The organism is Fortiea contorta PCC 7126 (assembly GCF_000332295.1).
Lineage (GTDB): Bacteria > Cyanobacteriota > Cyanobacteriia > Cyanobacteriales > Nostocaceae > Fortiea > Fortiea contorta.
On the sequence record NZ_KB235930.1, the window covers coordinates 498,472 to 524,327 of the forward strand.

At 44.0% G+C, this 25,856-nt stretch carries 21 protein-coding genes and 1 pseudogene; 9 read left to right on the plus strand and 13 right to left on the minus strand.

What is annotated here, in order from left to right:
- Positions 1-136: 136 nt before the first annotated feature.
- The 3 genes from clpB to gloA all read right to left on the minus strand — a co-directional run bounded on the left by clpB (position 137) and on the right by gloA (position 3,579).
- Positions 137-2,806, minus strand: a complete 2,670-nt coding sequence (gene clpB / locus MIC7126_RS0102385; protein ID WP_017651521.1) for an ATP-dependent chaperone ClpB — start codon at positions 2,804-2,806, stop codon at positions 137-139.
- A gap of 217 nt (positions 2,807-3,023) precedes the next feature.
- Positions 3,024-3,188 (minus strand): hypothetical protein, encoded by a 165-nt coding sequence (locus MIC7126_RS31105; protein WP_169330792.1) that lies wholly within the window; start codon positions 3,186-3,188, stop codon positions 3,024-3,026.
- A gap of 7 nt (positions 3,189-3,195) precedes the next feature.
- Positions 3,196-3,579 carry a lactoylglutathione lyase gene (gene gloA / locus MIC7126_RS27035; RefSeq protein WP_051050378.1) on the minus strand — a complete coding sequence of 128 codons (384 nt, stop codon included), beginning with the start codon at positions 3,577-3,579 and terminating at the stop codon, positions 3,196-3,198.
- A gap of 81 nt (positions 3,580-3,660) precedes the next feature.
- Here gloA and MIC7126_RS0102400 point away from each other — a divergent pair, with 81 nt between their 5' ends.
- Together MIC7126_RS0102400 and MIC7126_RS0102405 are read left to right on the plus strand one after the other, a co-directional pair.
- On the plus strand, positions 3,661-4,251 hold the full coding sequence (locus MIC7126_RS0102400; RefSeq protein ID WP_017651523.1) for an L-threonylcarbamoyladenylate synthase: 591 nt from the start codon (positions 3,661-3,663) through the stop codon (positions 4,249-4,251).
- Positions 4,252-4,487: 236 nt separating this feature from the next.
- Complete coding sequence (locus MIC7126_RS0102405; protein ID WP_017651524.1) at positions 4,488-5,435, plus strand: sensor histidine kinase; 948 nt, start codon at positions 4,488-4,490, stop codon at positions 5,433-5,435.
- Here the strand turns inward: MIC7126_RS0102405 and MIC7126_RS28980 are convergent.
- The 5 genes and pseudogenes from MIC7126_RS28980 to MIC7126_RS32375 form a co-directional block, all read right to left on the minus strand.
- On the minus strand, positions 5,362-5,847 hold the full coding sequence (locus MIC7126_RS28980; protein WP_081602986.1) for a GNAT family N-acetyltransferase: 486 nt from the start codon (positions 5,845-5,847) through the stop codon (positions 5,362-5,364). The genes MIC7126_RS0102405 and MIC7126_RS28980 overlap by 74 nt on opposite strands.
- A 93-nt stretch (positions 5,848-5,940) precedes the next feature.
- Complete coding sequence (locus MIC7126_RS0102410) at positions 5,941-6,354, minus strand: hypothetical protein (protein WP_017651525.1); 414 nt, start codon at positions 6,352-6,354, stop codon at positions 5,941-5,943.
- Positions 6,355-6,509: 155 nt separating this feature from the next.
- Entirely contained in the window at positions 6,510-7,493 is a 984-nt protein-coding gene (secF, locus tag MIC7126_RS0102415; protein WP_017651526.1) for a protein translocase subunit SecF, read from the minus strand.
- Complete coding sequence (secD, locus tag MIC7126_RS0102420; RefSeq protein WP_017651527.1) at positions 7,490-8,908, minus strand: protein translocase subunit SecD; 1,419 nt, start codon at positions 8,906-8,908, stop codon at positions 7,490-7,492. Before secD ends, secF begins: the two co-directional genes overlap by 4 nt.
- A 61-nt stretch (positions 8,909-8,969) precedes the next feature.
- Positions 8,970-9,104: pseudogene (locus tag MIC7126_RS32375) on the minus strand (SecDF P1 head subdomain-containing protein); the annotation flags it as partial.
- Positions 9,105-9,196: 92 nt separating this feature from the next.
- On the opposite strand from MIC7126_RS32375, the gene MIC7126_RS0102430 reads away from it, so the two are divergent.
- Positions 9,197-9,469, plus strand: coding sequence for an AbrB/MazE/SpoVT family DNA-binding domain-containing protein (locus MIC7126_RS0102430; protein ID WP_017651529.1), 273 nt, complete (start codon positions 9,197-9,199; stop codon positions 9,467-9,469).
- Between the two features lie 104 nt (positions 9,470-9,573).
- Here MIC7126_RS0102430 and MIC7126_RS0102435 read toward each other — a convergent pair whose 3' ends face one another.
- On the minus strand, positions 9,574-10,557 hold the full coding sequence (locus tag MIC7126_RS0102435; RefSeq protein ID WP_017651530.1) for an alpha-ketoacid dehydrogenase subunit beta: 984 nt from the start codon (positions 10,555-10,557) through the stop codon (positions 9,574-9,576).
- 386 nt (positions 10,558-10,943) lie between these two features.
- On the opposite strand from MIC7126_RS0102435, the gene MIC7126_RS0102445 reads away from it, so the two are divergent.
- On the plus strand, positions 10,944-12,023 hold the full coding sequence (locus MIC7126_RS0102445; RefSeq protein ID WP_017651532.1) for an AOC03_06830 family ribosome hibernation factor: 1,080 nt from the start codon (positions 10,944-10,946) through the stop codon (positions 12,021-12,023).
- Positions 12,024-12,251: 228 nt separating this feature from the next.
- Here the strand turns inward: MIC7126_RS0102445 and MIC7126_RS0102450 are convergent, their stop codons facing one another.
- From MIC7126_RS0102450 to MIC7126_RS0102470, 4 genes are all read right to left on the minus strand, one after another.
- The gene (locus tag MIC7126_RS0102450) at positions 12,252-12,530 is read right to left on the minus strand and encodes a helix-turn-helix domain-containing protein (protein WP_017651533.1); all 279 of its coding nucleotides are present in this window, start codon (positions 12,528-12,530) and stop codon (positions 12,252-12,254) included.
- A gap of 186 nt (positions 12,531-12,716) precedes the next feature.
- Positions 12,717-13,520, minus strand: a complete 804-nt coding sequence (locus MIC7126_RS27040) for a DNA adenine methylase (RefSeq protein WP_017651534.1) — start codon at positions 13,518-13,520, stop codon at positions 12,717-12,719.
- A gap of 114 nt (positions 13,521-13,634) precedes the next feature.
- Entirely contained in the window at positions 13,635-14,615 is a 981-nt protein-coding gene (gene hemB, locus MIC7126_RS0102465) for a porphobilinogen synthase (protein ID WP_026099972.1), read from the minus strand.
- A gap of 315 nt (positions 14,616-14,930) precedes the next feature.
- Entirely contained in the window at positions 14,931-15,299 is a 369-nt protein-coding gene (locus tag MIC7126_RS0102470; protein ID WP_017651536.1) for a DUF4870 domain-containing protein, read from the minus strand.
- A 133-nt stretch (positions 15,300-15,432) separates the two neighbouring features.
- Here MIC7126_RS0102470 and MIC7126_RS0102475 point away from each other — a divergent pair, with 133 nt between their 5' ends.
- From MIC7126_RS0102475 to MIC7126_RS0102495, 5 genes are all read left to right on the plus strand, one after another.
- A complete protein-coding gene (locus tag MIC7126_RS0102475; RefSeq protein ID WP_017651537.1) occupies positions 15,433-17,061 on the plus strand; it encodes a peptide chain release factor 3 in 1,629 nt (542 codons plus the stop codon).
- 114 nt (positions 17,062-17,175) lie between these two features.
- On the plus strand, positions 17,176-19,446 hold the full coding sequence (locus MIC7126_RS0102480) for a zinc metalloprotease HtpX (protein WP_017651538.1): 2,271 nt from the start codon (positions 17,176-17,178) through the stop codon (positions 19,444-19,446).
- 731 nt (positions 19,447-20,177) lie between these two features.
- Positions 20,178-20,678 (plus strand): RNA recognition motif domain-containing protein, encoded by a 501-nt coding sequence (locus tag MIC7126_RS0102485; RefSeq protein ID WP_017651539.1) that lies wholly within the window; start codon positions 20,178-20,180, stop codon positions 20,676-20,678.
- A gap of 1,336 nt (positions 20,679-22,014) precedes the next feature.
- Positions 22,015-23,304, plus strand: a complete 1,290-nt coding sequence (locus tag MIC7126_RS0102490) for a glycosyltransferase family 4 protein (RefSeq protein WP_017651540.1) — start codon at positions 22,015-22,017, stop codon at positions 23,302-23,304.
- Positions 23,305-23,503: 199 nt separating this feature from the next.
- Entirely contained in the window at positions 23,504-25,246 is a 1,743-nt protein-coding gene (locus MIC7126_RS0102495; RefSeq protein WP_017651541.1) for an Rqc2 family fibronectin-binding protein, read from the plus strand.
- The last annotated feature ends 610 nt before the right edge of the window (positions 25,247-25,856 follow it).

A 25,856-nucleotide genomic window follows, 5' to 3' on the forward strand; every position in this document is an offset into this window, starting at 1 on the left:
CTCTTGAGCAAATAGCCACAGCGAAAATCTGTGGAAGCCTGAATCCACAAGCAGAGGAGCGATTTTAAACCTGTTTGCGACGGTTGAAATTATCCAGGCGTTGTATAGCAACGCCTGGAAAAAATGTTAATTTTGTTTACGCTTCCGGTGGTGACTCAACTAACTTGACGGTATTTTGGGAAACTGATACTTTCAGGGTAGATTTTTTACTGAAAGATAAACTATCCTCGCCCTTATCAATAAAAATCGTATCTCCAGAAATAAAGGTATTCTCCAATAACTTGGTAGCGATGGGGTTTTCTATCTCTCGCTGAATTGCTCGTTTTAGTGGACGAGCGCCATAAACTGGATCATAGCCTGCTTCCACCAAGTAATCACAAGCCGCAGCGGAGATTTCAAAGCAGATTTTTTGCTCTCTGAGGAGATTTTCCACCCGCTTGAGTTGAATGCGAATGATGTGTCGCATTTCCGTGCGACTGAGAGTGTGGAAGATAATGATATCATCCACGCGGTTGATAAATTCGGGGCGGAAGTGCGATCGCAACGCTTCTGTTACGCGCTTCTGCATCATCCCAAATTTAGCATCATCACCAGACACATCTAATATATGTTCACTACCAATATTGCTAGTCATGACGATGACGCTGTTGCGAAAATCTACCGTCCTCCCCTGGGAATCAGTAATTCTCCCATCATCTAACACCTGCAACAAAATATTGAACACATCGGGGTGCGCCTTCTCCACTTCATCCAACAACACCACAGAATAAGGACGGCGGCGAATTGCTTCGGAAAGTTGACCACCTTCCTCGTAGCCAACATAACCTGGAGGTGCACCAACCAACCGCGATACTGAGTGTTTCTCCATATACTCAGACATATCCAACCGCACCAAGGCGTCATCAGAATCAAAGAGAAACTGTGCTAAAGCGCGAGCGAGTTCGGTTTTACCCACGCCAGTCGGTCCCATGAACAAAAATGACCCAATAGGACGACTGGGATCTTTCATTCCCGCACGGGCGCGGCGAATTGCTGCTGCGACTGCTGTCACCGCTTCTTGTTGTCCAACCACGCGCTCTTGTAATAAACTCTCTAACTGCAGCAATTTTTGCCGTTCTGATTCCAGTAAGCGATTTACTGGAATTCCTGTCCACTTGGCGACGATTTCTGCAATGTCAGATTCGGTGACTTGTTCTCGCAACAAGGTAGCACCTGTGTTTTGAATCTCTAAAAACTTTGCTTCTTTGGCTTCGCGATCGCGCTGCACTCCCTCCAACTTACCATACTTCAATTGGGCAGCTTTATTCAAATCATAAGCCCGTTCTGCCTGTTCGATCTGCACCCGCAAGGCGTCTTCTTCTTTTTTCAAAGCGCTGATGGCTTCTAATAACTGCTTTTCTCCTTGCCATTGTTCATTGAAATCATGCTGTTTTGCAGTTAATTTGGCGATTTCTTGCTCAATTCGCTGCAAACGCTCTTGAGTTTGCGCTGTCCCTTTTTCTTCCCCAGCCAGAGACAGTTTTTCCATTTCTAGCTGCATCAAGCGGCGGTCAATGGTTTCCAACTCTGCAGGCTTGGAGGTAATCTCCATTTTCAACTGTGCAGCAGCTTCGTCCACCAAGTCAATGGCTTTATCTGGTAAAAAGCGATCGCTAATGTAACGCGCTGACAAAGTGGCTGCGGCTACCAAAGCAGAATCGGAAATCTTGACGTTATGATGAACCTCATAACGCTCCTTCAATCCCCGAAGAATAGAAATCGTGTTTTCCACACTCGGCTGATCCACAAATACCTGTTGAAAACGGCGTTCTAAAGCGGCGTCTTTCTCAATATGTTTGCGATATTCATCTAAAGTAGTCGCGCCAATACAACGCAGTTCGCCCCGCGCCAACATCGGCTTCAACAAATTCCCTGCATCCATCGCCCCTTGTTGACTAGAACCCGTGCCGACAACGGTGTGCAATTCATCGATAAACAGAACAATTTGCCCGTTAGAATCAATAACTTCCTTGAGAACTGCTTTCAGGCGTTCTTCAAATTCGCCCCGCAATTTCGCCCCAGCAATCAAACTACCGATATCGAGAGAAATTAGTTGGCGGTTTTTCAAAGATTCGGGAACATCGCCGTTGACCATCCGCTGTGCTAAGGCTTCAGCGATCGCCGTTTTTCCTACTCCCGGTTCACCAATTAATACTGGGTTATTCTTGCTGCGACGAGACAACACCTGAATTACTCTGCGAATTTCATCGTCCCGCCCAATAACAGGGTCTAGCTTACCAGATTTTGCCTGCTCTGTCAAGTCCCTGCCAAACTTTTGTAGAGCTTCATAACGAGACTCTGGGTTTTTATCTGTAACTCTTTGACTACCGCGCACAGATTTCACAGCCGCCTCTAACTTAGTAGTATCAGCATTAAAGCCTTTGAGTATGCGTCGCCCAATTCGTTCATCCTCCGCAAAAGCCAAAAGCATGTGCTCCACAGAGATATCCGAATCCTTCATGCGATCGCGTAACTCTTCAGCGCGGTCAAGCATAGTATCTAAACTGCGCCCCAGATATAACTGATCACTTTTACCCACCTTGGGTTGACGCTGGGTGAAAGCTTCTAGCTGCTGTTGTAACCGCAGCGGATCAACCTCAGCCTTAGCCAGGATACGCAGAGCTAAACTAGTAGGTTCTTCTAAAAGCGCCAGAATTAAATGTTCAACGTCTAATTGCTGTTGTTGATAAGCACGAACTATATCCTGAGATTTAACGATCGCCTCCCAGGCTTTATCAGTAAATTTATTGGGGTCTGTAGGTTGCATCTGTAAAAAATTAGACTTTATTGTAAAAATTGGGAACTGGTATTGATCTAGCCTAGAATGAGAACTGCATCGCTGCAAACTGCGTTTTGATTTTCCACTCCCCACAAAAGAATTGGGCGTGGGGAGTGTGGGGAGATGGGGAGGTGGGGAGTGTGGGGAGTGTGGGGAGTGTGGGGAGATGGGGAGATGGGGAGATGGGGAGAAAAATAATTTATGCTTACGCTTTTGATCTTCTACTTTCTCCCACACCTCCCACACCTCCCACACCTCCCCCTCTTCCCACACCTCCCACACCTCCCCCTCTTCCCACACCTCCCACACTTCCCCCTCCTCCCACACCTCCCACACTTCCCCCTTCCCCCTCCTCCCACACCTCCCACACTCCCCCATCACTTCCCTTGAATCAGCTCTACCCTATACCCGTCAGGATCTTCGACGAAAGCGATAACTGTGGAACCGTGTTTCATTGCTCCTGGCTCCCGCACTACTTTTCCATCCCGACTTTTAATTTGCTCACAGGTAGCGTAAATATCATCCACGCCAATGGCAATATGACCATAAGCGTTACCCAATTCATATTTTTCCGTCCCCCAATTGTAGGTTAGTTCCAAAACTGCAGTTTCACTTTCGTCACCATAGCCAACAAAAGCGAGGGTAAATTCTCCCCCTGGATAGTCTTTTCGGCGTAGCAATTTCATCCCCAGGACGTCACAGTAGAACTTCAAGGACTCTTCAAGGTTCCCCACTCGCAACATTGTGTGTAGTAAGCGCATAATTTAGATCCTGATTGCTTCTTTACCGATTTTAAATTGGAGTGATAATAGTTAATTTCTCATTCCTGCTTTTTTGTAATCATGACACAGGTGACTGTTGAAGCCTTAATTGCCGGCGCATGTGCTGGCTCCTTAGTTAGTTTTCCCACAGATACTGTCCCCGCGCTGGCAATTTTACCAGCAAAAGCCCCACTGATTTTTGCAGCAAAACAGCGCAGTCAGGACAAACCTTTGATTTTGATGGCGGCGCGGGAGTCGGATATATGGCCCTATGTCCAAGGTAGTAATATTGAGTATCAAATTTGGCAAGAATTAGCCAGCAAATTTTGGCCAGGGGCGCTAACATTGGTATTGCCAGCATCTGCACAAGTGCCAAAAGTCATGAATCCCACTGATCCAACTACAATTGGTGTCAGAATTCCAGCCAGTGCGATCGCCCAAAATATTTTGGCGCAAACAGGCCCACTCGCTACCACTAGCGCCAACTTTTCTGGTCAATCGCCCCTGCAGACAATGGCAGAAATTGACGCGCAGTTTCCAGAAGTTCTCACTCTGAAGACTGCACAAATTCCCCAAGAAATATCAGGCGTTGGTGTACCTTCCACCGTCGCTAAATGGACAGGGAACAGTTGGCAGATTTTACGACAGGGTGCCATCACTTTAAGTTTATAGATATATTGTCTTCTGTTCAGAAAATGGGACTGACTCTAGACTCTTAACCTCGTAGCGACACGATTAATCGCATCTCTACACTCAGGTAGGCTGGGGACTAAATTACTGAACAAGAAACAGATAAATTTTCCATAACGTCTAACAGATACAGAATTGGACTTTAATCGATTGCGGGTAAATCCAGAAATCGATTTTGCACCTTTGTCGTCAATCAAGAAGTTGATAATAACCAAATGATGAATTGGAGCAACTGGATATATCTAGGTGCAGGACTATTATTAGGGATGGGTTTTTGTGGGTTATTTTGGCGAAAATCAACCGCCGCGCCCAGCCCATCTGTAACTGAGTCGCCAGAGCCACAAACCTTGCAACAACTCGAGCAAGTGCAGCTAGCATACCAAATGGCGCGAGAGATGAGCCAGTTTAAAGCGGGTTTTTTGGCTCGGACTACTCATGAATTGCGATCGCCTTTAAATGGCCTCATCGGCTTACACCAATTAATTTTGTCAGATTTGTGTGAAAACGCTGATGAGGAGCGAGAATTTATCGCCCAAGCCCATGACCGAGCGCTAAAACTACTGAAGCTGATTGATGAAATTCTGCGTGTGGCGAGAACTGAACACGGGACTAATAAATTAGATATTCAGCCGCTACCTTTAGCGGAATTGCTACAGGAAGTGTATCAATTAATTTATCTGTTGGCGGCAAATCGCAATTATCCCTTACAAGTGCTACCTCCAGATCCGGATATTTACGTCGTAGCAGATTACAGATGGCTACGGCAAATTTTGGTAAATTTAGTGGATACGGCGATCGCCCAAATGGAGGAAGGTAGCATTTGTATTTCCAGTAGCCCATCACCGACAACTAATTCTGTGAATATTTGGCTGGATGTACCTATGAATGCTTTACCTTGGAGCGAGTCGGTGGATTTCATCAAATCTATTGAATTTGTCAATTCTGAAGACAAAATGCCGCAAATTGGTGCAGAAAATACGACTCTTTCCCCTGGAATGAAACTATTACTCAATCAAACTCTGTTAGAAGCAATGGGAGGAAAACTAGAAATCGTTTCTCCTCCCAACTATCAACAAGCCCCAGAGCAATTGACTAGATTGCAAATTTCCGTCCCTCTATTGATTCAGGAAAGTGAACTTCTCCAATATTCAATGAAGCAAAATTAGTTTGGTTATACAACACCATCGTGGTGGTAGTATTCGGCTGAAAACCTATTTTTTCGTAGAATCCCTGTTGGTGAGTTGTCATCAGATATACACGCTCAACCCACCTCACGCGGGGATGACTTAAAACAGTTTCGACTAATTTGCTTCCCAAACCTAAATCTCGGTAGTCTGGGTGAACAACAACATCCCAAATCGTCGCCCGATAGATACAATCAGATGTTGCTCTAGCAAAACCAATTAATTGTTCTCCATCGCAGACAAAAATTACCGGATCACTATTACCGATCGCCATACTCAAATCTTCAATTCTGCGTCCTTTAGCCCAGAAAGCAACCAGATCAAATAGCTGTTGCAGTTGGTAGAGGTCAATTTCTGACGAGCGATCGCTAAATTGAATTTGAGAAGAATTCATGTATAATTTCCAACTTTGGCAATATATTTACTTTTACATAGGGTATGGGGAGGTGGGGAGATAAGACTGATTACAATTCCCATATGCCCTAATTTATTGACAAACCCACTTCCATAAAGGATGACTCGGCCCCTGCTGACGGATGCGATAGACTTGCTGTTCTAAACGCCGTCGCTCGTCTTCTGGTAGTCCTAATAAAATATTGCGACTTTGCCAAATTAACACTGCTGTTGTCATGCCGATACAGAACGCTAAACTCAGGGTAGACAGCGGATGGTAAAAAAGCCCATAGCGCAGTGCCACCCAAGTAAAATATTGTCGCCAAAGCGCAATTTCTGCTTGTAAATCCCACAAGCATAAAGGTGTAATTATTAACCATAAACAACCGACAACCAACCACCTACCATACACTGTCAACTGATGTAGCCGCTGTACTTGTTGAGTAAAAGTTGTGTCAGTATTTGCAGCATATCTGCCATTAGTTGATGGTTGTTCTGGTTGATCCATAGAGTATGACAAAGATAATAAATTTGAGGGCTTAGGGATGAGAGGTTAGGGATTAGGGATGAGGGATGAGGAATTAGCGATTAGGGATGAGAACAAGAGAAAGTTTACCCATCTCCCCACACTCCCCATCTCCCCACCTCCCCGTCCCCCATTCCCTAACCATCAGCAGATGTATCAATTGTTTCTGCAGCTATGGCTGGAGCTTGACCGGTGCGTTCTCGCCAGAAGGTTAGGAGTGTGCTGGCGATGAAAATACTGGAATAAGCGCCCATTGTAAAACCGATAATTAGAGCGAGGGCAAAGTTTTTCAGTGTTTCACCACCAAACAAAAAGATGGCGAATAAGGTCAACAAGGTGGTGAAGGTGGTGTTGATTGACCTTCCTAGGGTTTGGTTAACGGCATCGTCAACAATGTCAGCAATCGGGCGATTGGGATTGACTTGTAAAGTTTCGCGGATGCGATCGTAAATTACTACGGTATCATTAACAGAAAAACCTGTAATTGTCAATAGTGCAACGATAAACAGGCTGTCTACTTCAATACCCAGCACTATACCGAGAATAGAAAAAATGCCGGCGGTGATCAACACATCATGAAACAACGCGACGATCGCAAATATGGCGTAGTCTAATTGAAAGCGAAAAGTCAAGTAGACGACAATACCTAAAAAGGAGACAATCAGCGCAATCACTCCAGAGGTGAACAATTCTCGCCCTAGGGTAGGACTAACATCGTCGAGTTGATTTTTGCGAGCGTCGAAGGCACCAATTTTTTCACTCAGAGCATTTTGTAACTTGATGCGTTGCTCTACGTCTAATTTTTTGGTGCGAATTAAGATGCCATTTTCGGCTTTTGTGTCTTTGTCTGCAACAATTTGGATGCTGCTATCACCTAATCCCTGTGTTTTAGCGACTTCCCGGACTAGATTGATATCTATTGGCTTGTCGCAGTTACCGGGTTTGGAGCAGTCTCGTTCTAACTGCAATCTTGTCCCACCGACAAAATCCAAACTAGGACGCAGAGGAGCGTTAATTTGGGGATTTTGCCAAGAAATCAGCATGGAGGCTAGACCTGCGAGGGTAATAGCCGCAGAAATAGCCCACCAAAGCGATCGCGATTTGTTAATACTTAATTTCATCTAGCCACCTCTGCCTTATTTGATCCTGGCAGGTTCGGACAAAAAAGTTCTGGTTTCCGCAGTGCGGGTGTAGAAATTGCCAAAAACATGAAGGTGCGACTACAGGTGATGGCGGTGAACATACTCACTGCTACGCCTAAAGCCAAGGTCAAGGCAAAGCCTTTGACTAAACCAGATCCTAGCCAGAACAAGGCAGCGCAGGCAATAACTGTGGTGACGTTACCGTCTAAAATACTAGAGAAGGCGCGATAAAACCCAGACTCTACGGAACGATATAAGGTTTTGCCTGCTTGCAGTTCTTCCCGTGTCCGTTCAAAAATCAGCACGTTAGCATCAACGGCCATACCGATACTGAGAATGAAGCCGGCGATTCCTGGTAATGTGAGCGTTACACTCAGTAATGCAAAGCTAGCCCATGTCAGTAAAGCGTAGACGAGGAGGGCAATATCAGCTATCAACCCTGGTAATCGATAGTAGACTACCATAAATATCAAGACTAAAATTAGACCACCGATACCAGCATAAATACTGCTTTGAATACTGTCTTTACCCAAGGTGGCGCCCACGGTGCGAATTTCCGCGATTTTTACAGGTACTGGTAATGCTCCACCTCGTAGCTGTACCCCTAAATCGTTGGCTTCTTGGGCTGTAAATCTACCTGTAATCACAGCCCGACCACCAGTAATTCCTGTAGCTGCAAATTCCGGGGGTACGCTGGGAGCGCTCTTGAGTTCATTGTCTACGAAAATACCGATGCTGCGCCCAGTGCCGGCGAGGTTTTTGGTTAACCCTGCAAACAGTTCGCCACCCTTTTCATTGAAGCGTAGGCCGATATTCCAATTATTACTGCCTTGGGTAGGTTCACCGTAGGCATCTTGGAGAAATTGTCCTGTCAGTGGTGGGTTGGTGCTTTCAAATAAGTCGGCGATCGCTTCGTTATTTTTTTGTAACTCTTCTTGATTTTTCGCAATAACCGCTGTGTCCTCAGACTTCCTTAATTCTGCTTGCTTGGCTTTGAGTTCGTTTCTGGAAGCTTCAAAAGCACGTAGAGGAATTTCTGTATTCGGTTTTTGGGTGCGGAATTCTAATTGCGCTGTACCCCCTAACACCCGTTCTGCTTGCTGTGGATCGTTGACGCCTGGTAGTTGTACAAGAATTTTGTTGGTATTCTGTACTATTTGAATCACTGGCTCAGAAACGCCCAGGCCGTTAATCCGACCCTCCACGACTTTTTGCACAGCTTCCAATTCGCGTTGGGTGATTTGCTTGATTTCTGGTGTGGTTAACACCTCAATTGTGAGCTGTGTACCCCCCCGCAAATCTAGTCCCAGGGGTATGGGAATTGTGGCAATTACCGCAATGGCGGCGACTACCAGAACTAAAATCAAGGCTAATAGCGATCGCTGTCTTTGCATACCGTAAAAGAGCAACTGACAAAGGCTATAATAGCGCTCTTTTCAAGAGTTATGATTGGGGTTTAATCACTGTTATTTTTACGGGTATTGGTAATGCGCCACCGCGTAGTTGCACACTGAGGTCATGAGCTTGTTGCGGTGTAAATTTACCTGTAATCACCGCTCTTTCACCGGTAATCCCTGTACCCGCGAATTTTGAGCTTTTGATAATTTTTAGACGACAACATGTTGCCAGCTATTAATTACCCATGGCATGTATAGTAATTACATGGCACTAAAATCGCTAGCATGTCTGAATTACCCGCGTACGCAGAAGTTCATTTGGGTGCTCAAGGTCGCTTGGTGATTCCTGCACCTCTAAGGCGATCGCTTGGCTGGGAAACAGGTGATGTCGTGATTGTCCGCTTAGAAGCAGGGCGACTCGTTCTGGAAAAACCAGAACTGATTAAGCACAGGCTCAAGGCGCGTTTTTCACATTTACCAACAGGTGTCAGTTTAGCTGAAGATTTGTTAGCAGAACGCCGCCAAGAAGCCAAAAGAGAGAATTTCGTTAAAAACTGAATCAATTGCGATCGCTAATTGGCGACAAAATCGGTGAGGAATGAAGCATAGAATCGATTAGAGTTAGCTTTCTTACCCATTCTCTATGCCCCATTCCCTATCCTTTAAACTCGTGAAGCTACCATTTTTTCTACAGCTTCGACGATTTGTTCTGGCTGCACAATGGTCAACCGTTCTAGATTACCGTTGTAAGGTGTGGGAATATCTTGAGAAGAGAGACGCAGCACCGGCGCATCTAATTCATCAAATAAGCGATCGTTAATTGATGCAATGACTTCAGCGGCAATTCCCCCAGTCCGCATCGCTTCTTCTACAATAATGACGCGATGGGTTTTGCGGATAGATGCACCAATGGTTTCAAAATCTAAAGGTTTAAGTGAAATTAAATCAATCACTTCTGGGTCATAACCTGATTTTTCCAGAGTTTTCACCGCTTGCATTACATGATGTCGCATTCTAGAGTAGGTCAGGATTGTGACATCTTTACCGCGACGCACAACCTCGGCTTTATCCAGAGGCAGTAAATATTCTTGTTCTGGTAAATCTTCTTTTAAGTTATAAAGCAAAACATGCTCAAAGAACAACACAGGATTGTCATCGCGGATGGCAGATTTCAGCAATCCTTTGGCATTGTACGCTGTAGAGCAAGCGACAATCTTTAACCCAGGAACGGCTTGGAAGTATGTTTCTAACCGCTGCGAATGTTCCGCCCCTAGTTGGCGTCCCACACCCCCAGGCCCCCGAATCACCATAGGAATTTTAAAATTACCGCCGGAAGTGTAGCGCAGCATCCCCGCGTTGTTGGCTATTTGGTTAAAAGCCAGCAGCAAAAAGCCCATGTTCATTCCTTCAATGATGGGTCTTAAGCCAGTCATAGCGGCGCCTACAGCCATACCAGTAAAGCTGTTTTCGGCAATTGGTGTATCTAAAATTCGCAGTTCACCATACTTTTTGTATAAATCTTTGGTGACTTTGTAGGAACCACCGTAGTGTCCCACGTCTTCACCAAGCACAAATACACTGGAATCACGGGCCATTTCTTCGTCAATGGCTTCCCGCAGGGCGTTGAAAAATAGAGTTTCTGCCATTTAAACCTTTAGTTACGATTATTGTTTTAGAATCTTATCGCGCCACCGTGGCAAATACCGTGAGCGATCGCACTACTTGAGATTAGGAATGGGGATTTGCTTTTTCCCTCGTCTGTGCCCTGATGCCCTATTGCTATTCTGCCGTGTAAAAGCCACTCTTTTTTAAAGAAACTGTGAACCATGATTTTGGTGACGGGGGGACGACGCACCAATCTCGCACTTGAGAGCAAACTCTCACTTAGGTAGATGAACAAAAATATTTACTTCATTGTCGCCTATCTACGCAAAAAAATCGCTTTCCTTTTTTGGGTAGAGGGAGCACCAGTGGTTGTGCCTTTAACATTTAAAGCAGTTTAGTGGCGACTAAAAATCGATCGGAGATATTCATGATTACTCGTCAAGATATCGAGCGGTTGCAATCTTTGAACCATGTGCCGGCACTCTCCATCCTGTTACCGACTCATCGGACATCACCCGATAACAAACAAGATCCGATTTTAGTGAAAAATTTAGTAGATGAGGCCACAACGCGTCTGGCTGCAGAATTTACTACTCGTGAGTTAGCACCATTACGACAGCGACTTGAAACCCTCGTGAGTGAAATTGACTACCGCCACACACTCAATGGGTTGGCGCTATACATCAGTCATGACTTTGCCAAGCTTTATTACCTACCTTTTCCTGTACCCGCGCGGGTTGTGATTGATCAAACCTTCGCCACACGAGATTTGGTTTATGGAATGCATCGGGCGTTGCGCTATTGGGTTTTGCTCTTAAGTCAGGGATCTACGCGCTTATTAGCGGGAACGGGAGAAACCCTGGAGGAAGTTGATGATGACAACTTTCCTATGCCAATGACCGGCCCTGGAGCCACGGCGCCGCTTCCCTACGACAGTGATTCTAGCTATCGAGACGACAGGTATCGGAGATTTTTTCAGCAAGTACACAGCGCATTGATGTTTTATCAACATCATAATGAATCACTACCATTGGTTGTGGGAGGTGTGGATAGACAAGTATCTTTCTTCCAAGAGGTTGCGCGTGATGCTCAAGCAATTGCAGGTAGTCTGAGTGGCAATTTTGACAGAGCGACGATTCATGACCTGACTCCTGGCGTGTGGTCAATTGTGCAGTCCGTTCGGGAGGCGCAACAAGTTGATGCGCTCCAGGCGTTGGATGCGGCGATGAGTGCTCAAGATGTGGTTTCTACGATTGGAGAAGCTTGGCGATTAGCACATGAAGGACGAGGTAAATTGCTTTTGGTCGAAAAAAACTACCATGAACCAGCAATCTTGACTGAAGACGGTAAGTTTGAGTTAGTGGCTCAACCGGGTGGTACGGAGGTAATCGATGATGCCGTTGATGAGATCATAGAAGTTGTCTTGGCTAAGGGAGGAAAGATTGCGATTGTTGACGATGAAGCCCTAGCCATTCATCAGCGCATTGCATTGACTTTGCGGTATTAATGTCAAATTTTCATAGCGCAACACAAAATTTTGCTAGGTGACACCAAATCTTGATCCAGATGCGCCTAATCATTTTTGGCGATCAGGAATAATTTTGAAAAAATCTCTGCGTACCCACCGAAGTTCAGAGACGCTCGCGGACTCGCTACCGCTGCGCTAACGGCGGAAGCCGCCGCTCCGACTTCTCTCCGCGTTCAGCTTTGCGTAACTCTGCGTTGACAATCAATATTAAGATATAACTGTCTGAGTTATCTGATTTTCAGGAAAACGCTTTGGTCTTCCTGGTTTGCGTTTGTGCCTTTGATTAATTGATTTTTCGCTAGCTGTCGCCAATTCTTCCGGTGTACATTTAAACAATCGCAAAGCTTCTAAATATTTTTTTGGCGTCATCGTCGGTTCAGTACGCCCTGCTTCCCAATTGCGAACACTGGTTTCACTGATTGCAAGCCTGAAGGCTACCTCTGCACGGCTTAACTTGGCACGCTCTCTTAGGACTTGCATATCCATATTTCATGCTCCCTTAGCACAATTTAGAACGTGTTTATTTATCAAAAAAGTTATTAACTATGACTATTTTATCAGCGATCGCCTTTAACTCTCGCAAACTAAACCACACCTGATTTCTGTATAATTTGGGAGAAAATCTGCACTCTCGACTGCAAACATCTAACCCCAGACGGATGAAATTCTTTGTTAATAGTTCGTAATCAATAATTCTTTACCTTTAGCAGCACTACTTTGTTTGTAGTTATTCATGCCATACTGCAATTCCCACTGCCAAAGATGAGAGTCAGCAAAGTTTTCTCGAATTACCAAAGAATCATCATAAGTTATTAACCATTTGTGAGAGCATTTGTTCATTAATTCAGCAAATCTTTGATGTTCAAAAGATGTATGTAAATCACCATCTTTACCGTATAATCTAGATTTTGTAGCAGCAAAGTAAGGAGGATCTAAAAATATCAATACATCATTTCCATCTACTTCTAGTAGTTCACTATAATCTAAATTCGTAATCTTCACATCTGCTGTCAAAATTTTTTCTAATTTCTCCAGCCGTTCTATTGACGAATAAGTGAAGCGTTGCTGAAAAGCTTGCTCAGAAAAACCTCCAGATTCTACAGTCCCCGAAAAAGTAATTCTATTCAGCACAAAAAAGCGCACTGCTCTCTCAAAATCTGATAAACTGGTTGTATCTAAATTTGTTAAATCCTGAAATAACAACCTACCATTTGTAGAATTATCTTTAATTCCACGAATTGCCTCCACTAGCTGAGGTAAACGGGATTGAGCACATTGCCAAAATAGAAACAATTCCCGATTTAAATCATTAATCCAGATTTTTAAATCCGGAAATATTTGCTTTAAATATATAAACACAGAACCGCCACCGACAAAAGGTTCTCGAAACTCCGAGAAACTATCTGGTAAACAAGCCGCTATTTGGTTAATTGCCCTAGACTTACCACCAGGATAACGTAGCGGACTCTTAATCATGATTGCTCACAAAATTCAACATAAATCTCACGCTCAAACGCCAAAAACACAAAGCAAAAACTCTGTTTTTGTTGCGCCTTTGCGTGAGATTTTCGCACCCTTGAACACAGCAATTTACCCTAACCAACGCGCCGCATCTTTAGCATGATAAGTCAAAATCAAATCAGCGCCAGCGCGTTTAAAACCAGTTAAAGTTTCCATCACTACCCGTTGTTCATCAATCCAACCATTTAAAGCCGCAGCTTTAATCATTGAATACTCACCAGAAACATTGTATGCAGCAACAGGCAAATTACTCGCTTCCTTCACACGCCAAATAATATCCATATACGCCAAAGCCGGCTTGACCATTAGCATATCAGCGCCTTCTGCGATGTCGAGGTCAATTTCTTTAATGGCTTCGCGGGCGTTACCTGGATCCATTTGGTAAGTTCTTCTGTCGCCAAATTGCGGCGTTGAGTCGGCTGCGTCGCGGAAAGGCCCATAATAAGCTGAAGCATACTTAGCCGCATAAGACAAAATCGGTGTATCTTGGAATCCGGCTTCATCTAAACCTGTGCGAATTGCGTGTACAAAGCCATCCATCATCCCTGAAGGGGCGATGATATCTGCACCTGCTTTCGCTTGAGAAACGGCTGTTTTCTTCAATAATTCTAGGGTGGGGTCATTTAAAACCCGTCCTGTTAAATCGCCAGTTTGCAGATAACCACAATGACCATGACTGGTATATTCACACAAGCAGGTATCGGCGACGACAATCAAATCTGGTACTGCTGTTTTGACTGCAGTTGCTGCTTTTTGCACAATACCGCAATCATGCCAAGCACCGGTAGCGTCAGTGTCTTTATCTTCCGGAATTCCAAAGAGAATAATTGCGGGAATTCCTAAGTCATAAACTTCTTTCGCTTCCTCGACAATTTTGTCTACCGAAAGCTGATAGACTCCAGGCATAGATTTAACTTCCTTAGCAATACCTTCACCCGGTACAGCAAACAGAGGGTAGATTAAATCACTCGTTGAGAGAACAGTTTCCCGTACCATCCGGCGCAGTTGAGGATGAGTACGCAGACGGCGTGGGCGATGAGTTGGAAACATAAAGTTTTATCAAGAATAACAACGCAAATGGACACAAGATAAAGCGTCACAAAAACTGGCTGAAACCGAGTTTTTGTCAGACAGACTACCAACAGTGCTTAACTGTCATTTGCCCTACTGTTGATGAAGCTGTGGGGCAATTTTGTATTGTACAGCTTGGGTGACACCCATCTGACAGGCTGCGAACAAAACGAGTTTAAAAATTTTTGTAAATTGATTTGGTGATTAATTATTTGTGGGAGGTAAGGGGCGAAAGGTGAAGATTTATGTGTTATTTCTCCTTTTTGCCCCTATTCCCCATTCCCGAAATGAAAATTAGAAAACTCGGAAAATGAATGGATAGCGAAAGGGTGTTTCTGGATTACGGAAAACGTGGGTTAAAGCCCAAATTGTCAGTCCCCAGTGCAATATATATCCTAAACCTGCCAGCGGCCCTAGCAGCAATAGCGGTAATACTAACCAACCTAATAAGAAAAACAGTCCTCCCAGAATCGCGCCATAAAACCAAACATTAAAGTGAAAATTAATTGATTCTTTGGCGTTTTCTTTGACAATAGGATCATCACTGGTAAACAGTATCGCTACGGGTAAGCCTACAGACACTAGGGTGGTGCTGAAAAAAATCGCTCCGTGAGCTAAAGCAGATAACAGCCTGCGTTTGTCGGGGTCGTATGTGTTGTACATTTGGGTTGGCTCTTGCCTTCCATAGTTGGTGATATTACGACCCTATCACGCGCATCGTTGTCTTAAGATTAAAAGACTCCCTAGAGTCGCAAAAAATTAAGTTAAGTTAATTAAAAACCAGACAATTACACTTATGTCAACTGATCTACAGTCTGATTTGCATGAAGCGGTGGAACTGCGTCGCAATTTTGCGATTATTTCTCACCCTGATGCTGGGAAAACTACGCTGACAGAAAAGCTACTACTTTACGGGGGCGCAATTCATGAAGCGGGGGCGGTGAAGGCGCGGCGAGCACAGCGTAAGGCTACTTCTGACTGGATGGCGATGGAACAACAACGGGGTATTTCTATCACTTCTACTGTATTACAATTTGCCTACGAAAATTGTCAGATTAATTTGTTAGATACTCCCGGACACCAAGATTTCAGTGAAGATACTTACCGCACTTTAGCGGCAGCAGATAATGCGGTAATGTTAATTGATGTGGCTAAGGGTTTGGAACCACAAACTAGGAAGCTGTTTGAAGTGTGTAAAATGCGGGGAATTCCCATTTTCACATTTGTGAATAAGCTTGACCGTCCGGGAAGGGAACCTCTAGAGTTGTTGGATGAAATTGAGCAGGAGTTGGGATTACAGACTTATGCGGTGAATTGGCCGATTGGCATGGGCGATCGCTTTAAAGGTGTGTATGATCGTCATCAACAACAAATCCATCTGTTTGAACGTAGCGCCCACGGTAGTCGAGAAGCCCGCGATACTATAGTCAATCTAGGTGATGCCAAAATTGAGGAACTTTTAGAACAAGATCTGTATCACCAACTGAAAAACGATATAGAACTATTAGAAGGGGTGGGAGAGGAACTAGATTTGGATTTAGTCCATCAAGGAAGAATGACGCCTGTGTTTTTTGGTAGCGCTATGACCAACTTTGGGGTAGAGTTATTCCTCAAATATTTCCTTGATTACGCTTTGAAACCAGGTATACACAACAGCAGTGTGGGTGAACTTCCTCCTACTTATCCAGAGTTCTCAGGCTTTGTTTTCAAACTCCAGGCGAATATGGATCCTAAACACCGCGATCGCGTCGCCTTTGTCCGGGTCTGCACTGGTAAGTTTGAAAAGGATATGACGGTTAATCATGCGCGGACTGGTAAGGTTGTCCGTTTGTCTCGTCCGCAAAAACTTTTCGCCCAAGAACGAGAATCGATTGATGTCGCTTATCCTGGCGATGTGATTGGTTTGAATAATCCTGGTGTTTTTGCGATTGGCGACACAATTTATACAGGTCAAAAGTTGGAATATGAGGGAATTCCTTATTTTTCACCAGAACTGTTTGCAATTCTCAGAAACCCCAACCCCTCGAAATTTAAGCAATTTCAAAAGGGAATCTCCGAATTGCGGGAAGAGGGAGCTGTGCAAATTATGTATTCTAATGATGAAGCCAAGCGCGACCCAATTTTGGCTGCGGTGGGTCAGTTGCAATTTGAGGTGGTACAGTTTCGCCTGCAAAATGAGTATGGCGTCGAAACCTTATTAGAAGTTTTACCTTATAGCGTCGCCCGTTGGGTGGAAGGTGGTTGGGAAGCTTTGAATCAGGTGGGACGTATATTCAACACCACTACAGTTAAAGACAGTATGGGACGCCCGGTGTTGTTATTCCGCAATGAATGGAATTGTCAACGGTTAGAAGGCGATCATCCAAATTTAAAATTAAGTGCTACAGCTCCAGTATTTTCCGGTCAGCCACCAGTCACAGGATGAAGTATGAATGATGAAGGATGAATTATGAAAATTTAGTTTTGCAAGTCATTGACTTTCAAAATTCAACCTTCATCACTGACTAAGTTATGAACAGATGGGAGTGCTGATATTCGTATGCCTTCACACACTGAATCGTCTTTGGAGGCTGGTTTAGTCGCCCTCAAGCAGGGAAATTACCAAATAGCGATCGCTCAATTACAACCTGTGGCTCATAGTCAGAATGATACTGCTAGTTTGCAAGCCCGGGTTGGCTTAGTTATGGCTTATGCTCGTATCGGTAAACTCACCAAAGCGATCGCTCTGTGTGAAACTCTGGTTAGCAGTCATAATCTCCAAGTTCAAGATTGGGCGAAACGTGCTCTTGAACACTTGCTTAAGCATCAAAAACGATCCAAAAAATCTCCTCAAAATGATGAAACTGGGTTTGTCGCTTTTGATAATTCGCCATCAAAAGCTGCACCAGTTCCAGAGCAACTACCACAAACTAGAGGTGCTAGTGCTTTGTCTACAGTCTCAGTAGGTGGTAGTCAAATTACGCCCAATTTAACTACAAACTACAGGAATTTAGTAATTTCACATACAGACACTCCTAAACATACCATAGAAGAAGCGCCATCTGGTTTAGTCAAAGGAAATTTTTTCCGTCCCCTAGCTAAACCCAGCATTTATTGGCGACAAGCCGCCAGAGCTAGAGTTTGGCAGCCTTTACAAAAGTTTAAATTATTCCCTTTGCAGTTACTGGCAGCAGCCACATTTATTGCTTTATTTTGGGTGCTGCGAGAACTACTCAAATTGGCAATGGGATCCGTCAACCACGTTTTACTGCGAACACCTTATGTAGAACCAATACAGCTTTTTTATTCCGACCCGACTCCAGTTTTGTTGATCGGATTATTTTTGGCGATCGCATTTTCACCTTGGTTACTAGATCGACTTTTATCACAATTTTATGGACAAAAGTCTTTGTCTAAAGAAATCCTCACCGGGCGGAGTCGGGAAACCATGCGGGTGTTACAGCGTTGTTGTCAGCAGCGGGGCTGGCCTTTACCGAAATTGCGGATTCTACCTATAGGCGCGCCAGTTGCTTTCACCTATGGTAATCTCCCTCGCCATGCCCGGATTGTTGTCAGTCAGGGATTGTTAGACCAGTTAGCAGATGATGAAATTGCGGTGATCTACGCCACCCAAATTGCACATATTGTGCATAGAGATTTTATCCTCATGTCTCTAGTGCTGCTGGTAACGCTACCTATCTATAAGATATATGAGCAAATGTCCGAGTGGGGAGACTCCAAGCAAAAAATGTGGTCTTGGCTGTATGTAGTAGTATCTAGCGCGGCTTATGGGATTTGGTGTTTGTTGAGTGGTACGGCCTTATTTTTATCTAAGCTGCGGCTTTATTATAGCGATCGCTTTGCCTCGGAAGTTACCGGGAATCCCAGCGCCCTAACTCGCGCCTTACTAAAAATCGCTTTAGGTATTGCTCATGATGTCGCCAAACAAGAGCATACGAGTGGGGAGTTAGAAAGCTTAAATCTACTCTCGCCAGTAGGATACAAACAGAGCATCTCCCTAGGTAGCATCGCCGGTCATATTTCCTTTGAATCAATCTTGATGTGGGAAAGTTATAACCCCTATCGCCACTGGCTCACCATCAATAATACTCATCCTTTAATCGGCGATCGCATCCAACGCCTCAACCAAATAGCTCGTCACTGGCACATAGACCCAGAGCTACACTTAATTAATGAACAACCATGCAAAAGTAGACATCAATCCTTTCTATTACAAATCGCTCCCTGGTTGGGCATTCCCCTAGGTTTTTTCTTCGCAGGTTTGATTTGGTTGAGTTGGAAAATCGCCTTTACCCTGAAGTTCATCAACATTCAATGGATATATGAAGATTGGTCTTTTGTCACCGGTTGTCTATTGATTGGGTTCAGTATCGGTATCGTCATCCGTATGAATTCCATGTTTCCCGATATCAAACCCACCACAGTGCAAACAGACGATCGCCTACCCAACCTCCTAGCCAACCCCTCCGCCATTCCCATAGATAGCATCACCGTCTGTCTAGTAGGCAAACTCATCGGTCGTCAGGGAATCGGTAACTCTTTAGCACAAGACCTCATCCTCCAATCCCCCATCGGTTTAGTCAAATTACATCATATTCCCTGGTTAGGTCAATCAATTAACCCCCAAGATTTAATTGGTCGCCAAGTCATGGTAACAGGTTGGTTTAGAAGAGGCGCCACACCCGCAATTGACATCCAAACCTTACAAACTCACAACGGTACAATCCTCCATAGCTCCCACCCTGTCTGGTCTACGATTTTAGCCGTCGCTGCTCAAGCATGGGGCGCATACATTTTTCTCACGGGCTAGTACAACAAGGCTGAAGTATGAAGTATGAAGTCTGAAGGCTGAAGTCTGAAATGAAGAAACTTGTATACTCAGCTTCTCATAGATTTGTAATGGTTGCTTTATTTAAGCCGTGGCGTACTAGAGAAGGAGATAAAAAACAGTTAATCACCAAAATGTAAAGAAAAGTTGCAAATTACTTCAGTAAATGTTACATTTGTTGACAAGATTTTTAGCAATAGGTGTAACTCAGCATCCTAGCTCAGATACAAGCCCAACCTATACGCGCCAATCTCTTCCTTTTTCCTCCCAACACAGCAGCAAATCAACCAGCCCCAGGCTGGTTTTTGTTTCTAATTTCCACCGTTGAGAAAAAAATGTATTTTATGCTACGATTTAACCAAGCTAATTCTACAAATGTCAGCAGTGAACTAGCTACGTAGAAAATACCGTGATAATGTAGGGAATGGTGTTTTATTCTGCGAACAGGGGCAAAGAGGAAGACGTTGACTGTGGCAGGTAGTGAGCTATTAGATTTACAAATCTTAGAATTAAGGTGGTATGAGCCGAGCGTACTGTGCGCTTTTGTATTAAACGAGCTTGATCCTGACGAAAAACTGTATTGTATAGGTTGACAGTTTGGAGTAAAAAAATTGGTTTATGGCATTCCTGGTCAATAGCATTCATTCACAAGCCAAAGCCAAAAGACTGTTTTCTCACTTTGCCATGTTTATTCAACTCTGGAGGTATAGTTCATGTCCGTTCGCCTATACATAGGAAATTTACCCAAAGAAGAAATAGATCGTCAAGAACTGCAAGCAATTTTTGCAGAAGAAGGCGACGCTGTAACTACCAAACTCATTAAAGACCGGAAAACCGGCAAATGTCGTGGCTTCGGTTTTCTGACCGTCAACAATGATGAACAAGCTGACCAAATTATTGAAAAGTATAACGGTCACTCGTTCAAAGACACTGCTATCAAACTAGAAAAAGCTTTACCTCGCACTAAAGCTGACGAGAGTGAGGAACAGATACCTAAACCTACCCTCAATCCTGGCGGTAGTGCTACCCCCAGCCCTAATAAGGAAGGTGGTCGGCGAGAGAAAGCCTCTAAGAAACCTCGCCGTGGTGGTGGTGGTGGTGGACGCAGCGAAACCGTGACTACCTCTGATTCCGACGCGATTCGTCCAGATCCCCGTTGGGCTTCTGAACTAGAAAAACTCAAGCAAATGCTAGCCGCGCAAACCACTAATTAATCTCTTCGAGAGAGAAATTAAAAATTGAAAGTCAAAGGTTTTTGATTTTTAATTTTCAATTGTTCCCTCCACAGTCGGAATCACGAACGTGAAGTCAAAGTAGAATTATTCAGCTGGAAAAAATTTTCATTGCATGAGTAAATTTTACCCAAAGCTGCCTTTATACCCCTACCTTAACAAGGGGGTATAAAGATGGCTAACAAACAAGACCCCTTTAGTTAAACGCCGAGTGACAAGGCCAGACTGAGGGGGTTTTAAGTTTTCACAAAGTCTTGTTGGGGCGAGGTTTTAGGTATAGCTGTCGCCAGGTAGTTGAGGACATCAAGAGAGTTTCGACCCTATTAAGAGTCCCCTGCTCTCAAAAGGTAATGGGTAAAAAATTGCCTGATCAAATCTGCAATCATCCCAAATCGTCAGGATTTTTCAGCCAAAATCCACCATTGGCATTAGCTTATCTGTAAATTTCCGGTTGGTAGTGACGGGCTTTACACCTCAGACCGCAAAAGAATTCAGATGAGATAATTTGGCCGTAGTCGTAAATCATATTTTGATTCCGTAATGCTGTCATTAGATCAGCGGTGTCACTGACAGTGTTGTTGTCAACTTACTTCTCCATATAACCGTATAGTTCCTGTTCAATCTGTAGGGGTACTCATCCTACCGACTGACACTCAGGCTGAGAAAGACTTGCTTTAGATAGAGTTATCAATAAATCTTATGAGTGATGGTTCCTGCTCCGCAATCTTCATATACTGCAATGTAAACTTTTACTTTAAATAGCGAAAAGCAACTTTATGTAAATTTTGTATCATAGACAACAAAAATGTATTCGATTCAAATTTAGTATATTTAGTTACTTAAGGGAATTACTACGTTTTTGATGTTAGCAATCAACTAATTCATAGAGTTAAGTTTGCAGAGTGGTTTGAAAAAACCAAACATTGAATAACATGATGATTCATGAGTAGATAACCTCAATAAAAACACGATTTTCTATAAATCGCAGATTACCGACACAGCACGGAATTTTGGCTATGGTTATAGTCAGAAACTGTTGCGTTTGTACGGGTTATTCGACTGTCAATGCGACAGTAATAGAAAGAAATAGAAGTTAATTTATCAAGAGCATTGGATATAAATATAACCATCTATGTATAAAGAAATTAAATATAAATACGTAATCAAAAGATGTATTTCTTGTAGCAGATAGATAAAAAATGTTTGTTATTTTAAATTAAAATAAAGATTAGTCAAAGTTCCTAAAACTTCATAAAAAAGTGCTAGGCGCAAACTCAGAGCCACTTGAGACCGTTTTACATTCAGCAACACAGAAACTATGAACTCTACCACTGAAAAACGCATCGCCTTGATATCAGTCCACGGTGATCCGGCGATTGAAATCGGGAAAGAAGAAGCAGGAGGGCAAAATGTTTATGTCCGTCAGGTGGGTGAAGCCTTAGGGCAGTTAGGATGGCAAGTTGATATGTTTACCCGCAAAATAAGTGCGGAGCAAGACACGATTGTTCAACACAGCAAAAATTGTCGAACCATTCGTTTCAAAGCTGGTGCTCTCGAGTTTGTGCCACGAGACAATCTTTTTGGATACTTGCCGGAATTTGTGGAGAATTTACTTAAATTCCAAAAAGAAAATGGCGTTACCTATCCGTTATTTCACACCAATTATTGGCTTTCTAGCTGGGTAGGAATGCAGTTGAAGAAGATACAAAGAAGCAAGCAAGTTCATACCTATCACTCTTTAGGAGCAGTCAAATACAACACGATTGATAATATTCCCCTCATCGCCACTCAGCGATTAGCTGTGGAAAAAGAAGTATTGGAAACTGCAGACAGGATTGTAGCGACGAGTCCGCAAGAACAAGAACATATGCGATCGCTCGTTTCTACTAAAGGCAATATCGATATTATTCCCTGCGGTACCGATATTCGGCGCTTCGGTTCGGCTGAAAGAGAAGCAGCAAGAACTGAGTTAGGGATTAAACCTGAAGAAAAATTGGTTTTATATGTAGGGCGTTTTGACCCCCGCAAAGGGATAGAAACCGTAGTCCGCGCTGTGCGAGAGTCGCAGTTTTTTGAATCGCAAAACTTGAAACTGATCATTGGTGGTGGTAGTACTCCCGGAAATAGTGATGGCGATGAGCGCGATCGCATTGAGGGAATTATCAATGAATTAGGACTAACCGAGTTTGTCAGCCTACCCGGTCGTCTCAGTCAAGATGTCCTACCCACCTACTACGCCGCAGCTGATGTGTGCGTCGTTCCCAGCCACTACGAACCCTTTGGACTCGTAGCTATCGAAGCTATGGCTAGTGGGACACCGGTGATTGCGAGTGATGTGGGTGGGCTGCAATTTACCGTAGTTCCCGAACAGACAGGACTTTTAGCACCACCACAAGATGTCCCTGCATTTGCAGAAGCTATAGATCGCATTCTCAGCAATTCAGAATGGCGAGACAAACTAGGCGTGGCTGGTAGAAAGCGTGTGATTGAAAAGTTTAGCTGGGATGGTGTTGCTCATCAATTAGCAGCACTCTACACCCAACTGTTAGCACAGCCGATAGAGCAACCCATCGAGCAAGTTGTCAAAGAGCCAGCTTTACTGAGTTAATCAATTTGAAGAGGCGTTGTCATGCAACGTCTCTTCATTTAGCAGCAACGTATTTCATTAAAATCAGAACGGCTATATGTAGCCGTTCCCACTCACTGAAGATCTAAGCTCTCATCCTTATCAACTAGCCGATATATACCTGACAAAATCAGAAGCGCTATACTAAGCATCGACCTTTGAGAGCCAACGGCTAATTGTTGTGCAACCAGTTGACTTTACGACCTTAACTGCTGCTTGTAGCGAAATCCGCGCTAACTGGCTACCATCAAGAACTGAACAGGTTTACCAGCGCGATCGCTATACTATTAGCGTGGCACTACGTACCCTCAAACAACGAGGTTGGCTACAAATATCTTGGCATCCCCAAGCTGCACATATTTGCATCGGTGATCCACCGCCAAGAGTACCGGATACTTTCACCTTCAGTCAACAACTAGTACACCAATTGGGTGGTTTGGCGTTGGTGGGGATTGAGGCGATCGCCCCTTGGGAACGTGTGATAGATTTACAATTTGCTCGTCGTCCAGGAGAAACCCCGTTGTATCACGTCTATGTGGAAATCATGGGTAAATACAGCAATGTCATCCTCACGGACGCCAGCAATGTGATTATTACCGCAGCCCATCAAGTCAGTCAGCAGCAATCGAGCGTCCGACCCATCCAAACGGGACAACCATACGAAACACCACCTAAATTGACAGGCCCTGTTCCTAGTTTGAGTGAATCTTTAGAACGCTGGCAAGAGAGAGTGAGTTTAGTTCCAGGAGTACTCAAGCGGCAATTACTCAAAAATTATAGCGGTTTGAGTGGTGCCTTAGTAGATTCCCTGATCCAAGTAGCCGATTTAGTACCAGAAACAACCACCGATACTCTAACTTCCCCAGATTGGGAACGGCTATTTGAAGGCTGGCGACAATGGCTAGAAGCTTTGGAGAGCAATCAGTTTCAACCTGCTTGGACAGCTTCAGGATACACTGTCATGGGTTGGGGCGCACTGAAAGCAGCAACCAGCACTCAAGAATTACTCAATCGCTATTATACCGACGAGCTTAATCAACAATTTTTTGCTCAACTGCAACATCAACTGAATCAGAAACTGAGTAACATTTTAGTCAAGCTGCGAAATAAGGCGAAAACCTTTACAGACCGCTTACAACAATCAGACCAAGCTGACGATTATCGCCAAAAAGCAGATTTATTGATGGCTCATCTGCAAAATTGGCAACCGGGGATGAAAGAAATTATCCTCCCTGATTTTGATACTGGCAAGCCCACAGCGATCGCTCTCCAGCCAGATAAAAACGCTGTCCAAAACGCCCAAGGTTTGTATAAACAGCACCGCAAGCTCAAACGCGCCCGCGCAGCTGTGGAACCTCTGCTATGTGAGGTGAATGCAGAAATCGATTATTTAGAGCAAGTCGAATCAGCGATATCTCAAATCGACAAGTACCAAACGGTAGAAGATTTGCAAGCTTTAGAAGAAATTCGAGAAGAATTGATTGGACAAAAATATCTAGAAGACCCAGAATACCGCAGCCGTAGTTCCTCTGAAACCGCCAGTACCAACTTTCATCGCTACCGCACCCCTAGCGGCTTTGAAGTCCTCATCGGGCGTAATAACCGCCAGAATGACCAACTAACCTTCCGTGTAGCTGGGGATTATGACCTGTGGTTCCATGCTCAAGAAATTCCTGGAAGCCATGTGCTGTTACGTTTAGAACCGGGTGCTGTTCCCGAAGCGGCTGATTTGCAGTTTGCTGCTAACTTGGCTACTTACTACAGCCGCGCTCGGCAAAGTGACCAAGTACCCGTAGTTTACACTCAGCCCAAGCATGTCTACAAGCCCAAAGGCGCTAAACCAGGAATTGCAATTTACAAACAAGAGCGGATCCTCTGGGGACAACCCCAAGGAATAGAAGCAAGGATGAAGTTTGAAGGATGAAGTTTGAAGGATGAAGTTTGAAGGATGTAGGCGCCTAAAAGGCGGCTTGCCGCAGGCTAGTCTGAAAGTAAGAGGTATATACTATATGCTTTTTACAGTTTTGCAATAGTAGCCTTATTTACGCCGTGCTCTACTAGAGTTTTCTCCCCTTTCTATCGCCAGAAATAGGGAATTCTCCAGCAAGATAGAGGCTAATTTTTTTGTTCAGTATCTTTTTTGGTAAATCCTGATGGAAAAACTGTGTTGACTGTTACAATATTGTTAAGAAAAGTTGCCCGTCACATTTTGGGAACGAGCAATTTGGCTCTAACTCTAATTGAGAAGACAACGCGAAAAAAATTTTTAGACCAGCCGTGGGAAGCTGGTCTTTTTTTCAACCTAAAACTTAACTTCACACAATTGCTTTACCCCTTATTGGCTGACATCTCTCTGATGACTTATGCCTGGGGTGATAATACTTAAGTAAAAATATTGAACTATTAATTATATTTCAGTATTTTCTACGAATTATGACGGATTTTTTGTATCATGTCAAGGCAAATAGGCGCCAAAATAATTTTATGTTCTGCGGAAACGTTTGTAGAGAGGAAGCAAAAGCAACGTCTCCACA

What these genes read in the sequence shown, in the direction of transcription:
- clpB (WP_017651521.1), bottom strand. Translation starts at nt 2,806, where the DNA reads ATGCAACCTACAGACCCCAATAAATTTACTGATAAAGCCTGGGAGGCG.
- gloA (WP_051050378.1), bottom strand. Translation starts at nt 3,579, where the DNA reads ATGCGCTTACTACACACAATGTTGCGAGTGGGGAACCTTGAAGAGTCC.
- MIC7126_RS0102400 (WP_017651523.1), top strand. Translation starts at nt 3,661, where the DNA reads ATGACACAGGTGACTGTTGAAGCCTTAATTGCCGGCGCATGTGCTGGC.
- MIC7126_RS0102405 (WP_017651524.1), top strand. Translation starts at nt 4,488, where the DNA reads ATGAATTGGAGCAACTGGATATATCTAGGTGCAGGACTATTATTAGGG.
- MIC7126_RS28980 (WP_081602986.1), bottom strand. Translation starts at nt 5,847, where the DNA reads ATGAATTCTTCTCAAATTCAATTTAGCGATCGCTCGTCAGAAATTGAC.
- MIC7126_RS0102410 (WP_017651525.1), bottom strand. Translation starts at nt 6,354, where the DNA reads ATGGATCAACCAGAACAACCATCAACTAATGGCAGATATGCTGCAAAT.
- secF (WP_017651526.1), bottom strand. Translation starts at nt 7,493, where the DNA reads ATGAAATTAAGTATTAACAAATCGCGATCGCTTTGGTGGGCTATTTCT.
- secD (WP_017651527.1), bottom strand. Translation starts at nt 8,908, where the DNA reads ATGCAAAGACAGCGATCGCTATTAGCCTTGATTTTAGTTCTGGTAGTC.
- MIC7126_RS0102430 (WP_017651529.1), top strand. Translation starts at nt 9,197, where the DNA reads ATGTCTGAATTACCCGCGTACGCAGAAGTTCATTTGGGTGCTCAAGGT.
- MIC7126_RS0102435 (WP_017651530.1), bottom strand. Translation starts at nt 10,557, where the DNA reads ATGGCAGAAACTCTATTTTTCAACGCCCTGCGGGAAGCCATTGACGAA.
- MIC7126_RS0102445 (WP_017651532.1), top strand. Translation starts at nt 10,944, where the DNA reads ATGATTACTCGTCAAGATATCGAGCGGTTGCAATCTTTGAACCATGTG.
- MIC7126_RS0102450 (WP_017651533.1), bottom strand. Translation starts at nt 12,530, where the DNA reads ATGGATATGCAAGTCCTAAGAGAGCGTGCCAAGTTAAGCCGTGCAGAG.
- MIC7126_RS27040 (WP_017651534.1), bottom strand. Translation starts at nt 13,520, where the DNA reads ATGATTAAGAGTCCGCTACGTTATCCTGGTGGTAAGTCTAGGGCAATT.
- hemB (WP_026099972.1), bottom strand. Translation starts at nt 14,615, where the DNA reads ATGTTTCCAACTCATCGCCCACGCCGTCTGCGTACTCATCCTCAACTG.
- MIC7126_RS0102470 (WP_017651536.1), bottom strand. Translation starts at nt 15,299, where the DNA reads ATGTACAACACATACGACCCCGACAAACGCAGGCTGTTATCTGCTTTA.
- MIC7126_RS0102475 (WP_017651537.1), top strand. Translation starts at nt 15,433, where the DNA reads ATGTCAACTGATCTACAGTCTGATTTGCATGAAGCGGTGGAACTGCGT.
- MIC7126_RS0102480 (WP_017651538.1), top strand. Translation starts at nt 17,176, where the DNA reads ATGCCTTCACACACTGAATCGTCTTTGGAGGCTGGTTTAGTCGCCCTC.
- MIC7126_RS0102485 (WP_017651539.1), top strand. Translation starts at nt 20,178, where the DNA reads ATGTCCGTTCGCCTATACATAGGAAATTTACCCAAAGAAGAAATAGAT.
- MIC7126_RS0102490 (WP_017651540.1), top strand. Translation starts at nt 22,015, where the DNA reads ATGAACTCTACCACTGAAAAACGCATCGCCTTGATATCAGTCCACGGT.